Here is a 13,369-nt window from a genome sequence, read left to right as displayed (position 1 = left end):
CGTCCGGCGCGCGTGTGCACGCGGCCGATCGACGCGGGCCTTTCTCAGCGCGACGGCAGGTACAGCAAGGGGTCGACCGGCCGGCCCGCGTAGCGGATCTCGAAGTGCAGCATGTCGCGCGGCGCGCCGCTGTGGCCCATCTCGGCGATGGCATCGCCGGCCTTGACCACCTGCCCTTCGTTCACGAGCCGCTTGCGGTTGTGGCCGTAGGCCGAGAGCCACTGGTCGCTGTGCTTGACGATCACGAGCTCGCCGTAGCCGACGAGGCCCGAACCCGAATAGACGACGGTGCCGTCGGCGGCCGCGCGCACCGGCGCGCCCTCGCTGCCGGCAATGTCGATGCCCTGTTTGGTCGGCTCGCCGGAGACAAAGCGGCCGATTACCGCGCCGTCCGCCGGCCAGCGCCAGGCGAAGCTGCTCACCGGCGGCGCGACCACGACGGGCGGTGGCGCGGGGCGACTGTCGCGCGGCGCGGGCGTCGACGGGGTGGACGGTCGCGCCACGCGCGGCGGTGGCGGTGCAGGCCGCGCGCCGCCCGGATACAGCCGCAGGCGCTGCCCCGGGTAGATCGTGTACGGCGGCGCCAGTCCGTTCCACTGCGCAAGGTCGAGCACGCTGATGCCGTTGCGCGTCGCGAGCGAATACAGCGTGTCGCCGCGCGCGACGGCGACGGTGGCGCCCGGCCGCGGCGTCGACGGGCGCGAGGCAGACGGCCGCGCCGGCCCGGGCTCGCGCACGACGGTGCTCGAACAGCCCGCGAGGATCGCCGAGGCCGTGCAGGCCGATACGACGAGCGTCCGGAGCGTGGGCCGCGTCATGCGCCGTGCGACCTCAGCACGAGCCACGCCACCACGCCGGCGACGAGGAACATCGCGACCCAGCCGATCGGCTCGATGTAGCGTCGAAGCGCCGCCTCGGCGCGCTCGCCGCCCGCGCGGATCACCGCCGCCAGCAAGTAGACGCGTTTGCCGCGCCCGACCGCCATGGCTAGAAAGTACGGCAGCAGCGGCACGCCGACGATGCCCGACGCCCAGGTGAAGATCTTCATCGGGATCGGCATGAAACCGCCGAGCACGAGGAACCAGAACACCGCCCACGGCGACTCGGCCATCTTCGACTGCACGGTGGCGATACCCGACTCGATGCCCGGAAGCATGCCCATCGCCGCGAACATCGGCTTGAGCGCTTCGAAGGCGAAATGGCCGAGCGCGTAGCCGACGAGCGAGCCCAGCATCGAGAACGCGAGGCTCACCGAGGCGAAGCGGAACGCCCGGCGCGGCTGCGCGACGCACATCGGCGCGAGCATCACCTCAGGCATCACCGGGAAGATAATCGCCTCGACGAAGCTCAGCCCGGCGAGGATCCGTTCGGCATGCCGGTGGCGGGCCCAGCCGATGGCGCGGTCGTACAGCGGGGCGAAAAGCTTCAAGCCGATCTCCGGTTAATCGAGGATGCCCGACAGCAGCGGCACGAAGACGACGGGCGCGAGCACCGCCTCGTCGAATCCGCCGTCCTCGCGCTGCGAGAGTCGCACGAGCGACTGCGCGTTCGCCGGCCCGACCGGCGCGATCAGCACGCCACCGGGCGCGAGCTGCGCCTTCAGCGCATCGACGAGCGCCGGCGCGGCCGCGGTGACGAGGATCGCATCGAACGGCCCGTTCTCGGCCCAGCCCGCGCGGCCGTCGTCGTGCTTGGTGCGCACCGTGAGCCCGAGCGTGCGGAAGCGCTTGCGGGCGATGCGGAGCAGCTCCCCGATGCGCTCGACCGTGTGGACCTCGAGGCCGAGTGCGGCGAGCACCGCGCCCTGGTAACCCGAGCCCGTGCCGATCTCCAGCACCTTCTTCGGTTCCGAGGCCATCAGCGCCTCGGTCATGCGCGCAACGACCCACGGCTGCGAGATCGTCTGGCCGTGGCCGATCGGCAACGCGGTGTCCTCGTAGGCGCGCGAGGCGAGCACCTCGTCAACGAACAGGTGGCGCGGCACGGTGCGGATCGCGTTGAGCACGCGCTCGTCGACGATGCCGTTCGCGCGCAGCCGCTCGACCAGACGATCCCGCACGCGCTGCGACGTCAGGCCGCTGCCCGCCGCCTCGGGCTTGATGTGCCTCAGCACCGTCAGGCTCCGCGCCGCAGCTGCAGGCTGTCGGCGAGCCCGCCCACCCAGCCGGCCACCTGCTCGAGCGCCTGGTAGCGCGTCAGGTCGACGTGGATCGGCGTGATCGCGACGCAGCCGCGACGCACCGCATGGAAATCGGTGCCCGGCCCGGCGTCCTGCTCCGCACCGGCCGCGCCGATCCAGTACCACTGGCGACCGCGCGGATCGACCTGCGGGACGCAGGCCTCGGCACGATGTCGATTGCCCAGCCGGCCCACCTCGACCCCCTGCAACGCCTTCCACGCCACGTCGGGCACGTTGACGTTGAGGATGGTGTCCGCGGGCAGCGGGTCGACCATCAGCCGCGCCACCAGCTCCACCGCGGCACGCGCGGCGGTGTCGTAGAAGCGGCCGACGTGGTCGGCGGTCGCGAGCGACACGGCGATCGCCGGCAGCCCGAGCCCGCGGCCTTCCATCGCCGCGGCGACAGTGCCGGAATAGATCACGTCGTCGCCGAGGTTCGCCGTGTTGTTGATGCCCGAGACGACGATGTCCGGCAGCTCGTCGAGCAGGCCGGTCAGCGCGACGTGCACGCAGTCGGTCGGCGTGCCGAACACGCGGTAGGTCTGCGCGTCCTGGCGGATCACGCGCACGGGCATGTCGAGGGTCAGGGAGTTGCTCGCACCGGACCGGTCGCGGTCGGGCGCGACGGTGATGACCGAATGGCCGGCGCCGCGCAGGTGCTCCGCGAGGACGCGGATGCCGGGCGCGTCGACGCCGTCGTCGTTGCTGATCAGGACTCGCATGGGGCTCGTGGCGCCGGGTGGAGGGCACCGCCGGCGTCGGCGGGGGGCCATGATAGCCGAAGCCCCGGCCGCCTCTTTCGCGGCATGACGACGCCTTCGCCCCGTCACACGGCCGAGCAGCTACGCTCGTGGAATGGCCGAGCACGAACCGCCCGAGGACGACCTGGAACTGTTCCGGCAGGCGGTCGGGCCCGTGCGGCCGGTCGATGCACCGCCGCTACCGCCGCAGGCCCCGAAACCCCGCCCCCGGGCCCGGATGCGCGAGCAGGACGAAGCCGCCGCGGCGAGCGAGTTCCGCCTCGCGCTCGACGAGCAGCTGCTGGGCGCGGGCGATCCCCTGAGCCACCGCACCGAGCGGCTGCCGCCGTCGACGTTCCAGCGCCTCAAGCGCGGCGAATTGTCGGCGCAGGAGGAGCTCGACCTGCACGGCCTCACTGCGACGCAGGCCCAGTCGCTGCTGCGCGAATTCCTCGCCGACGCGAAGAAGCACGGCATCGGCTGCGTGCGCGTCGTGCACGGCAAGGGCCGCGGCGCCGCCGAGCTCGACAGCAGCGGCGCGCCGGTCCTCAAGAACCTGGTCGACCGCGTGCTGCGCCAGCGCGCCGACGTGCTCGGCTTCCACTCCGCGCCGCCCGCGCAGGGCGGGACGGGCGCGGTGATCGTGCTGCTGGCGAAGCGCTAGCGCGGCGTGGACGCGATGCGCGTGCGCTTGTGCGGCGGGTTGACCCACGTCACCCCGATGCCGCGCGAACGCGCCTGCTGCTCGACGCGCTGGATGTAGAGCGCCGAGGCATCGTCGGTATCGCGGTTCGCCGGAGCGGACGCGGTGGCGACGCTGGGGTCGCGCATGCTCGCGCAGCCCGTGGCGAGCACGGCGGTCGCGAGGACGAGGACGAATCGAAGGTTCATGGCCGTCTCCTGAGTCGGGAATCGGGCGGCGCCCGCATCGGGCGCACTTCCGCTTATACGCCCGTCCCACGCCGCGGAATGCGACGCCCGGCGCGCTCCGACGTGCGGTCAGTCGAGCGTACGGACGGCCGTCGTGACGTCGCCCAGCGCATCCAGCACACAGGTGGCGTAAGTGCCCGGGGGCAGCTCGAAGCGCAGCTCCAGCACGTCGTCCGCCGGCCGCGATGCGGCAAGCCCCGCGGGGCGCAGGCGCAGCCCGCGACGCTCCTGTTCGAGACCGGCCTTCTCGAGCCCGTGGCGGAGCGCGACCGCGTCCTCCGCACCGAGCACCGCGTCTTCCAGCGCGCGACAGTCGCCCGTGGTGCGCGGCTCGCCCCGACCCCAGAGCGGGCCGGTGGGATGGATGTCGAACGCGGCGAGACGCTGCTCGAGCTCGGGCGTGGCGGGCTCCGGCCCGAACACGCTGCGGCGGCCGTCGAGCATCCAGACCTCGCCGTCCAGACCGGTGTCCCAGCAGCCGCGCGTCACGCGTTCGGCGAGGACGCGGTTGAAGAGTTCCGAGCGCGCGGCCGACAGCAGCATGCTGCGTTCCTCCCGGCGCACGCGGCGTCCCGCGAACATCGCGATCGCCTGCTCGACGTTGTCGCCCGCGCGGCCGAAGCGCTGTTCGCCGAAATAGTTCGGCACGCCCCGTGCCGCGATCGCCGCGATGCGCGCGTCGATCGCACGGCGGTCGCCCTGCACGCCGCGCAGGGTCAGGATGAAGCGATTACCCGCGAGCCCGCCGCGCGGCAGCTTGCGCGAGTGCCGGGTCGAGGCGAGGACGCGCAGCGACGGGCTGTCCAGCAGCACGAGGTCGGGCGCCTCGCGCCCGGGCAGGTGCACGCTAAAGCGCTGGCGCGTCACCGCGTGCCGGTCCTTGAGCCCCGCGTAGCCGATCGCGACCTCCTTCACGCCCGCCCAGGCCGCGATGCGGCGGCCGGCGAACACCGTGTTCATGCCGCGCTTCTCGACATCCAGAAGCAGGTGCTCGCCGCTGCCGCTCGGCTCGAAGCCGGCGATCTCCTCGACGATGAAATCCTCCGGACGCTCGCGGAAGGTCGCGGCCAGCACCGCCGGGCCGTGCGCGCGCGGCAGCGTCATGCGCGACGCTCGAGCAGGCAGACAGCGAGCGCGGCGATGCCCTCTTCCCGGCCGGTGCAGCCGAGGCGCTCGGTGGTGGTCGCCTTGACGCTGACCGCATCGACATCGATGCCGAGGTCGGCCGCGATCGCCGTGCGCATCGCCTCCGCATGCGGGCCCACCTTCGGGCGCTCGGCGACCACCGTCGCGTCGACGTTGACGACTCGCCAGCCCGCATCCGCCGCGAGTTCGCGGCAGTGGCGCACGAACGTGCGACTGTCGGCATCGCGCCAGCGCTCGTCCGACGGAGGGAAATGCCGTCCGATGTCGCCGAGCGCGAGCGCCCCCAGCACCGCGTCGCAGATGGCGTGCAGCACGACATCGCCGTCGGAGTGCGCGAGCACGCCGCGCGTGTGCGGAACCCGCACCCCGCCGAGCATCACGTGGTCGCCGTCGCCGAAGGCATGGACGTCGAAGCCCTGGCCGATGCGGATGCTCATGCGTTCTCCGAAAGCGTCCTGCTTCGCAGCAGGAACGTGGCGACCGCGAGGTCCGCGGCCGTCGTGATCTTGAGGTTGTCGTCGCGACCCTCGACCAGCACCGGGCGACGCCCGGCGTGCTCCAGCGCCACGGCTTCGTCGGTGACAGGCAGGCCCGCCGCGAGCGCACCGCGCAAGGCGTCGCGAAGCACGCCCAGGCGTGCCGCCTGCGGCGTGAATGCGCGCCACAGCGATTCGCGCGAGACTGTGCCGGCGCTGCGGCGGCCCAAGTCGACGCGTCGCAGCGTGTCGCGCACCGGCGCGCCGAGCACGGCGCCGTCGTCGCAGGCGAGCGCAGCGTCGATCAGACGCGCAAGGTCGGCGGCATCGAGATGCGGCCGCGCGGCGTCGTGCACCAGCACCAGCGCATCGTCGCCGGCCTCCCGCGCCAGCGCGTCGAGCGCGGCCAGCACCGAGTGCGCGCGCTCCGCGCCGCCGATGCAGGTGCGCACGGGACGAGCGCCGCGCGCCGTCCAGCCCGGCCAGCACGGGTCGTCGGCGGCGAGCGCCACCATCGCGCCGTCGACGCGGGGATCGGCGAGCGCGGCATCGAGCGAATGCGCGATGACCGGTTGCCCGGCGATGTCGAGGTACTGCTTGGGCGTCGCGCCACCGAAGCGGCGCCCGGCACCGGCGGCAGGCAGCACCGCCCAGACGCCGCTCACGGCGCGGCGCCGTCGGCCGGCTCGGGCGCGGCGACCGGTGGCCGTGTGTTCTCGACCACGCGATAGAAGACTTCGCCGGGCTTGATCATGCCGAGCTCGCTGCGTGCGCGGTCCTCGACCGCGGCCTCGCCCGACTTCAGGTCCTGCACCTCGGCGGCGAGCGCGGCATTGCGCTGGCGAAGGCCGCCGTTCTCGCGAGCCTGCGCATCGACCTGCCGCTGCAGCGCGTCGACGGCCTCGCGACCGCCCTCGCCCCGCCACAGCCGCGTCTGCAGCACGGCGAGCAGCATCGCCAGCGCGGCGAGCAGCACGTACAAGCCGTAGCGCGGTCGCGCCATCGATCAGCGCTTCAGCGAGACGAACGCATCGCGGCCGGCATAGCGCGCGGCGGCGCCCAGCTGCTCCTCGATGCGCAGCAGCTGGTTGTACTTCGCGACGCGATCGCTGCGGCAGAGCGAGCCGGTCTTGATCTGCGTCGCGGTGGTCGCCACGGCGATGTCCGCGATCGTGGTGTCCTCGGTCTCGCCCGAACGATGCGAGACGATGGCCGCGTAGCCGTTCGCATCGGCCATCGCGATGGCTTCCAGCGTTTCGGTCAGCGTGCCGATCTGGTTGACCTTGATCAGGATCGCGTTCGCGACGCCCTGGTCGATGCCCTCGCGGAAGATCTTCGGATTGGTGACGAACAGGTCGTCGCCGACCAGTTGCACCTTGTTGCCGATTCGATCGGTGAGCAGCTTCCAGCCCGCCCAGTCGTGCTCGGCCATGCCGTCCTCGATCGTCACGATCGGGTAGCGCTGCGTCCAGTCGGCGAGGAAGTCGACGAACTGCTCGCTCGTCAGGCGCTTGCCTTCGCCGGTGAGGTTGTACTTGCCGTTCTCGAAGAACTCGCTCGACGCGACGTCGAGGCCGAGAAGGATGTCCTCGCCCGCCTTGTAGCCGGCGCGGCCGATCGCTTCGAGGATGGTCTCCAGCGCTTCCTCGTTGCTGCGCAGGTCGGGCGCGAAGCCGCCCTCGTCGCCCACCGCGGTGCTGAGGCCACGGCCCTTCAGCACGCCCTTGAGCGCGTGGAAGATCTCGGTGCCGGCGCGCAGCGCCTCGCGGAAGCTGTCGAAGCCCACCGGCAGCACCATGAACTCCTGCAGGTCGACGTTGTTGTCGGCATGCGCACCGCCGTTGATGATGTTCATCATCGGCACCGGCAGCGCCGCTTCGCGACCGTTCGCGAGGTGCTGCCACAGCGGCATCTTCTTCGACGCCGCGACGGCGTGCGCGTTCGCCATCGAGACGCCCAGCAGCGCGTTCGCGCCGAGGCGACCCTTGTTGTCCGTACCGTCGAGGTCGATCAGGCGACGGTCGAGGCCGGCCTGGTCGGCGGCGTCGAATCCCGCGAGCGCCTGCGCGATCGTCGTGTTGACGTTCTTCACCGCCTGCGTGACGCCCTTGCCGAGGTAGCGCGTCTTGTCGCCGTCGCGCAGTTCGACCGCTTCCTTCGTGCCGGTGGACGCGCCGGACGGCACCATCGCGCGGCCGAAGCTGCCGTCGGCGAGCGTGACCTCCGCTTCGAGCGTGGGGTTTCCGCGGCTGTCGAGGATTTCGCGGGCGTGGATCGAGGCGATCGTGGTCATCGGAGGAACGTCGTCCTTAAACAGTGGATTCGAGGAAACCGTTGCGCTTGGTCACGTCGTCGAGCGCCTTCAGCGTCTCGAGCAGCGCGCGCATCTTCGGCAGCGGCCAGGCGTTCGGGCCGTCGGACAGCGCCTTCGACGGGTCGGGATGCGTCTCCATGAAGATGCCGTCGATGCCGACCGCGATCGCCGCACGCGCGAGCACCGGCACGTGCTGGCGCTGGCCGCCGCTCGACGTGCCCTGCCCGCCCGGCAACTGCACCGAGTGCGTGGCGTCGAACACGACCGGGCAGCCCGTCTCGCGCATGACCGCGAGCGAGCGCATGTCGCTGACGAGGTTGTTGTAACCGAAGCTCGCGCCGCGCTCGCAGACCATGATCTGCGTGTTGCCGGTCGAACGCGCCTTCTCGACCACCGGCTTCATGTCCCACGGCGCGAGGAACTGGCCCTTCTTGATGTTCACCGGCTTGCCGGCGCTGCAGACCTTGGTGATGAAGTCGGTCTGGCGCACGAGGAAGGCCGGGGTCTGCAGCACGTCGACCACGCTCGCGACCTCGTCGATCGGCGTGTACTCGTGCACGTCGGTGAGCACCGGCACGCCGAGCTGGCGCTTCACTTCCGCAAGAACCTTGAGGCCTTCCTCGACACCCGGGCCGCGGAAGCCGTTGAGCGAGGTGCGGTTCGCCTTGTCGAAGCTCGACTTGAAGATGAAGGGAATGCCGAGCTCGGTGGTGATCTCCTTGAGCCTGCCGGCGGTCTCCATCTGGAGTTCCATCGACTCGATCACGCAGGGGCCGGCGATCAGGAAGAACGGCTTGTCGAGGCCGACCTCGAATCCGCAGAGGTTCATCGATTGCTCCGGGACGCGCGCCCGGCGCGCGTCGAAAGGGAAAGGGCGGACGCGCCGCCCATCAGGCGCGCGCTTCCTTCAGCAGGCGGCCGCCGGCCTGCGCCTTGTGCTCGCGCGCGGCGCGGATGAAGCCGATGAACAGCGGATGCCCGTCGCGCGGCGTCGAGAGGAACTCCGGATGCGCCTGGCAGGCGAGGAACCACGGATGCGCGCTGCGCGGCAGCTCCACCATCTCCACCAGCAGGTCGTCCATCGACTTGGCGGCGATGACGAGCCCCGCGTCCTCGAGCTGCGTGCGGTAGCGGTTGTTGAATTCGTAGCGGTGGCGATGGCGCTCGCCGACCACCGTCGCACCGTAGACCTCGTGCGCGAGGGTGCCGGGCTTGATGCGCTGGTCCTGCAGGCCCAGGCGCATGGTGCCGCCGAGGTCGCTCTCCTCGGTGCGGCGCTCCACGTCGCCCGTCTGGGTGCGCCACTCGGTGATCAGGCCGATGACCGGATGCGGCGAGTTCTTGTCGTTCTCGGTGCTGTTCGCGCCCTCGAGCCCGCAGATGTTGCGGGCCACGTCGACCACCGCCGCCTGCATGCCGTAGCAGATGCCGAAGTACGGCAGGCCGGTCCCGCGCGCGAACTTGGACGTGAGCACCTTGCCTTCGAAGCCGCGGTCGCCGAAGCCGCCGGGCACCAGCACGCCGTCGACGCCGTCGAGCATCGAGACGCCCTGCTTCTCGATGTCGGTCGACTCGATCCACTTGAGCTTGACGCGCGTGCGCTGGCGGATGCCGCCGTGCTTCAGGGCCTCGGCCACCGACTTGTAGGCGTCCTGGTGATCGACGTACTTGCCGACCACGCCGATCGTGACCTCGTCGACGGGATGCTGGCTCGCGTCGAGCACCGCGTCCCACTCGGACAGGTCCGCCTGGCCCGCCTGCAGGCCGAGGCGGCGGATCACGATGTCGTCGAGGCCCTGCTCGTGGAAGAAGCGCGGCAGCTTGTAGATGTCGTCGAGGTCGATCGCCGAAATGACGGCGCGCTCGGGCACGTTGGTGAACAGCGCGATCTTGCGTCGGTCGGAATCCGGCAGCGGCTGCTCGCTGCGACAGAGCAGCACGTCCGGCTGGATGCCGATCGAGCGCAGCTCCTTGACCGAATGCTGCGTCGGCTTGGTCTTGAGCTCGCCGGCTGCCGCGATCCACGGCACCAGCGTGAGGTGCATGAACAGCGTCGACTCCGGGCCGCGCTCGCTGCGCAGCTGGCGGATCGCCTCGAGGAACGGCAGCGATTCGATGTCGCCCACGGTGCCGCCGATCTCGACGAGGCCGATGTCGAAGCCGTCGGTCGCGTCGACGATCGCGCGCTTGATCTCGTCGGTGATGTGCGGGATCACCTGCACGGTCCCGCCCAGGTAGTCGCCGCGGCGCTCCTTGCGGATCACCGACTCGTAGATCCGGCCGGTGGTGATGGAGTTCTTGCGGGACAGGCGCGTGCGGACGTAGCGCTCGTAGTGGCCGAGGTCGAGGTCGGTCTCCGCGCCGTCGTCGGTGACGTAGACCTCGCCGTGCTGGAACGGGCTCATCGTGCCCGGATCGACGTTGATGTACGGGTCGAGCTTCATCATCGTCACGCGCAGGCCGCGCGATTCGAGGATGGCGGCGAGCGAGGCCGCCGCGATGCCCTTGCCGAGCGAGGACACCACGCCGCCGGTGACGAACACGAGCGGCGTTACATGGCTTGGCGAAGTCATGGGCAAGGGGGTCGCTGGAAACCCGTAGTTTACCGGGCCGGGGCCGCCGGGGCGAATCCGACGGCCGGAAAAAGCGACGCCCCGGAGGTTCCGGGGCGTCGTCGTGCTGCCGAATGCGCGATTACTTGCGCTTGTGCGCGTCACGCTTGCGCTTGCGGGCCTCGGCGGCGGCCTTGCGGTCCTCGAGCGTGTCGCCGGACGCCTGGTCCTGGCCGGTGCCGGCGAGGTCATCGTCGGTCGGCGTCGTGCCGGTGGTCGTGCCGGTGGTGGCGGTCACGGCGGAACGCTCGGCGGCGCGGGCATTGCCGGAGACGGCTTCGATCGCGCGCTCGGACGCGTTCGCCGCGCCCTGCGCGCCGGCGCGCACGGGCACCGTCGCCGTCGTGCCGGTCGCCGTGCTGCTGGTGGTGCCGGTGGTGGTGCCCGTCGGGGTCGTGGTCGCCGTCACCGCCGAGTTCGCCTTCGCCGTGTCGTTGCCCGAGATGGCCGTCGCCGCGCGTGCATTGGCCTTGGTGGCGCCCTTGGCGCCGGTGCGCGCCGTGTCACGACGGGTGGTTCCGGTAGCGTCGGCGTCCACGGTCGTGCTGGTGTCGACCGCGGTCGTGGTGCCCGTGTCGGTGCTCGCACCGGCCGTCACGGCCGAGTGGGCCGCCGCGGTCGGGTTCTTCGACACCGCCTCGACGGCACGGTCGCTCGCGCGCGGCGTGGCCGCGGTCGGCGGGGTCACGGGCGCCGTCGGCGGCAGCCGCGGAGGCGTCGGCAGCGTCACGGCGTGCGCCGTCGGCGGAAGCGCCGGGGCGCCGTGGATCGCCTGCGCGTAGGCCGTCGGGATCGACAGGACCGCGACGAGGGCGGCGGTCAGGATGCGCGTCTTCATGGAAGTTCTCCTGAGGGAATGGAGGGAGTCGGCCGAGTGGGAGCCTCGCCGGATCTCGCAGCGGGACCCTACCGACCGCCGCCGTACCGTCCGCGTGAACGATCCGTGCGCCTTCCGTCATGCACGGCCGCACCCTGAACGCAGCATTCAGCGGCCGCCAGTCCCAGCCGCTGCGACGGCGTCTGTTAGCATTTCGACTAATGAACAAGCGATACAACGCCGCCGACATCGAGGTGCTCTCCGGGCTGGACCCGGTGAAGCGCCGCCCGGGCATGTACACGGACACCGCCCGCCCGAACCACCTCGCCCAGGAGGTCATCGACAACTCCGTCGACGAGGCGCTGGGCGGGCATGCCAAGACCATCGAGGTCACGCTGCACACCGACGGCAGCTGCTCGGTGTCGGACGACGGCCGCGGCATGCCGGTCGACATCCATCCCGAGGAGAAGATCCCGGGTGTCGAGCTGATCCTCACCCGGCTGCATGCGGGCGGTAAGTTCAGCGGCAACAACTACACGTTCTCCGGCGGCCTGCACGGCGTCGGCGTCAGCGTGGTCAACGCGCTGTCGACCCTCGTCGACGTGCGCATCAAGCGCGACGGCAACGAATACCGGATGACGTTCAAGGACGGCTTCCGCGATTCGGCGCTGGAGGTGATCGGCTCGGTCGGGAAGAAGAACACCGGCACGCGCGTGCACTTCTGGCCGGATCCGAAGTACTTCGACACCTCGAAGTTCAACGTGCGCGCGCTGCGCCATCTGCTCCGCGCCAAGGCGGTGCTGTGTCCGGGGCTCACGGTGCGCCTGCTGGACGAGGCGACCGGCGAGCGCGACCAGTGGTACTTCGAGAACGGGCTGCGCGACTACCTGCGCGGCGAGCTCGGCGAGCGCGAAGTGCTGCCGCCACAGCTGTTCGTCGGCTCGCTCACGAAGGAGACCGAGGTCGTCGACTGGGCCGCGGCCTGGGTGCCGGAAGGCGAGCTGGTGCAGGAGAGCTACGTCAACCTGATTCCTACGGCCCAGCACGGCACGCACGTCAATGGCCTGCGCACCGGCTTCACCGATGCGCTGCGCGAGTTCTGCGACTTCCGCAACCTGCTCCCGCGCGGCGTGAAGCTCGCGCCGGAAGACGTCTGGGACCGCGTCGCGTTCGTCCTGTCGATCAAGATGACCGACCCGCAGTTCTCGGGCCAGACCAAGGAACGCCTGAGTTCGCGCCAGGCCGCGGGCTTCGTCGAATCGGCCGCGCACGATGCCTTTTCGCTCTGGCTCAACCAGCACGTCGACCTCGGCATGCGCATCGCGCAGCTCGCGATCGAGCGGGCGGCGGCGCGCCTCAAGACCGAGAAGGTCGTCCTGCGCAAGAAGGTCACGCAGGGGCCCGCCCTGCCCGGCAAGCTCGCCGACTGCGCCTCGCAGGACCTCTCGCGCACCGAACTGTTCCTCGTCGAGGGCGACTCGGCCGGCGGCAGCGCGCGCCAGGCGCGCGAGAAGGACTTCCAGGCGATCCTTCCGCTGCGCGGCAAGATCCTCAACACATGGGAAGTCGCCTCGAGCGGTGTGCTCGCGTCGCAGGAAGTGCACGACCTCGCGGTCGCGATCGGCTGCGATCCGGGCCGCGACGACATCACCGGCCTGCGCTACGGCAAGGTGATCATCCTCGCCGACGCGGACTCCGACGGCCTGCACATCGCCACGTTGCTGTCGGCGCTGTTCCTCAAGCATTTCCCGGCGCTCGTGGCGGCCGGCCACGTCTTCGTGGCGATGCCGCCGCTGTTCCGCGTCGACGTGGGCAAGACGGTGTTCTACGCGCTCGACGAGGAGGAGAAGCGCATCCTCATCGACCGCATCGAGCGCGACCGCGCCGCCAAGAAGAAGGGCACGCCCACCGGCGCGATCTCCGTCACCCGGTTCAAGGGCCTCGGCGAGATGAATCCCGAGCAGCTGCGCGAGTCGACGATGCATCCGGACACGCGCCGCCTCGTGCAGCTCACCGTCGACGATGCCGACGCGACGTCCGCGCTGATGGACATGCTGCTCGCCAAGAAGCGCGCGGGCGACCGCAAGGCGTGGCTGGAGCTGAAAGGCGATCTCGCCACGCTGGAAGTCTGAGGGTCGCCGGCGGATCGCGCCGG

General features: G+C 70.9%; 15 protein-coding genes. 2 read left to right on the top strand and 13 right to left on the bottom strand.

From position 1 onward, the window contains the following. Window positions 1–44: 44 nt before the first annotated feature. Genes ACY35P_RS02410 through surE form a run of 4 tightly spaced genes read right to left on the bottom strand, consistent with a single transcriptional unit; the run spans window position 45 to window position 2,901 of the window. Window positions 45–818, bottom strand: coding sequence for a peptidoglycan DD-metalloendopeptidase family protein (locus ACY35P_RS02410; protein ID WP_462114228.1), 774 nt, complete (start codon window positions 816–818; stop codon window positions 45–47). Next, a complete protein-coding gene (locus ACY35P_RS02405; RefSeq protein ID WP_462114227.1) occupies window positions 815–1,429 on the bottom strand; it encodes a YqaA family protein in 615 nt (204 codons plus the stop codon). Before ACY35P_RS02405 ends, ACY35P_RS02410 begins: the two co-directional genes overlap by 4 nt. Before the next feature lie 12 nt (window positions 1,430–1,441). Next, on the bottom strand, window positions 1,442–2,113 hold the full coding sequence (locus tag ACY35P_RS02400; RefSeq protein ID WP_462114226.1) for a protein-L-isoaspartate(D-aspartate) O-methyltransferase: 672 nt from the start codon (window positions 2,111–2,113) through the stop codon (window positions 1,442–1,444). A 2-nt stretch (window positions 2,114–2,115) separates the two neighbouring features. After that, the gene (surE, locus tag ACY35P_RS02395) at window positions 2,116–2,901 is read right to left on the bottom strand and encodes a 5'/3'-nucleotidase SurE (RefSeq protein WP_462114225.1); all 786 of its coding nucleotides are present in this window, start codon (window positions 2,899–2,901) and stop codon (window positions 2,116–2,118) included. A gap of 133 nt (window positions 2,902–3,034) precedes the next feature. Here surE and ACY35P_RS02390 point away from each other — a divergent pair, with 133 nt between their 5' ends. Next, window positions 3,035–3,583, top strand: a complete 549-nt coding sequence (locus ACY35P_RS02390; RefSeq protein ID WP_462114224.1) for a Smr/MutS family protein — start codon at window positions 3,035–3,037, stop codon at window positions 3,581–3,583. On the opposite strand, the gene ACY35P_RS02385 is transcribed toward ACY35P_RS02390, so the two are convergent. The 9 genes from ACY35P_RS02385 to ACY35P_RS02345 form a co-directional block, all read right to left on the bottom strand. After that, the gene (locus tag ACY35P_RS02385; RefSeq protein ID WP_462114223.1) at window positions 3,580–3,810 is read right to left on the bottom strand and encodes a hypothetical protein; all 231 of its coding nucleotides are present in this window, start codon (window positions 3,808–3,810) and stop codon (window positions 3,580–3,582) included. The genes ACY35P_RS02390 and ACY35P_RS02385 overlap by 4 nt on opposite strands. 108 nt (window positions 3,811–3,918) lie before the next feature. Beyond that, complete coding sequence (gene truD / locus ACY35P_RS02380) at window positions 3,919–4,953, bottom strand: tRNA pseudouridine(13) synthase TruD (protein ID WP_462114222.1); 1,035 nt, start codon at window positions 4,951–4,953, stop codon at window positions 3,919–3,921. Then, window positions 4,950–5,432 (bottom strand): 2-C-methyl-D-erythritol 2,4-cyclodiphosphate synthase, encoded by a 483-nt coding sequence (gene ispF, locus ACY35P_RS02375; RefSeq protein WP_462114221.1) that lies wholly within the window; start codon window positions 5,430–5,432, stop codon window positions 4,950–4,952. The genes truD and ispF overlap by 4 nt, the downstream gene beginning before the upstream one ends. Continuing rightward, window positions 5,429–6,136: a 2-C-methyl-D-erythritol 4-phosphate cytidylyltransferase gene (ispD, locus tag ACY35P_RS02370; RefSeq protein ID WP_462114220.1), complete on the bottom strand. Its 708-nt coding sequence runs from the start codon at window positions 6,134–6,136 to the stop codon at window positions 5,429–5,431. The genes ispF and ispD overlap by 4 nt, the downstream gene beginning before the upstream one ends. Then, window positions 6,133–6,474, bottom strand: coding sequence for a cell division protein FtsB (ftsB, locus tag ACY35P_RS02365; protein WP_462114219.1), 342 nt, complete (start codon window positions 6,472–6,474; stop codon window positions 6,133–6,135). Before ftsB ends, ispD begins: the two co-directional genes overlap by 4 nt. 3 nt (window positions 6,475–6,477) lie before the next feature. Next, a complete protein-coding gene (eno, locus tag ACY35P_RS02360; protein WP_462114218.1) occupies window positions 6,478–7,764 on the bottom strand; it encodes a phosphopyruvate hydratase in 1,287 nt (428 codons plus the stop codon). Between the two features lie 16 nt (window positions 7,765–7,780). Then, window positions 7,781–8,614, bottom strand: coding sequence for a 3-deoxy-8-phosphooctulonate synthase (gene kdsA, locus ACY35P_RS02355; RefSeq protein ID WP_462114217.1), 834 nt, complete (start codon window positions 8,612–8,614; stop codon window positions 7,781–7,783). 61 nt (window positions 8,615–8,675) lie between these two features. Beyond that, window positions 8,676–10,358, bottom strand: coding sequence for a CTP synthase (locus ACY35P_RS02350; RefSeq protein WP_462114216.1), 1,683 nt, complete (start codon window positions 10,356–10,358; stop codon window positions 8,676–8,678). Between the two features lie 121 nt (window positions 10,359–10,479). After that, entirely contained in the window at window positions 10,480–11,235 is a 756-nt protein-coding gene (locus ACY35P_RS02345) for a hypothetical protein (protein WP_462114215.1), read from the bottom strand. A gap of 200 nt (window positions 11,236–11,435) precedes the next feature. Here ACY35P_RS02345 and parE point away from each other — a divergent pair, with 200 nt between their 5' ends. Next, the gene (gene parE, locus ACY35P_RS02340) at window positions 11,436–13,346 is read left to right on the top strand and encodes a DNA topoisomerase IV subunit B (protein WP_462114214.1); all 1,911 of its coding nucleotides are present in this window, start codon (window positions 11,436–11,438) and stop codon (window positions 13,344–13,346) included. Window positions 13,347–13,369 lie beyond the last annotated feature (23 nt).

Source organism: Lysobacter xanthus, from assembly GCF_047159895.1.
This window is presented reverse-complemented; position numbering and strand designations above follow the sequence as displayed.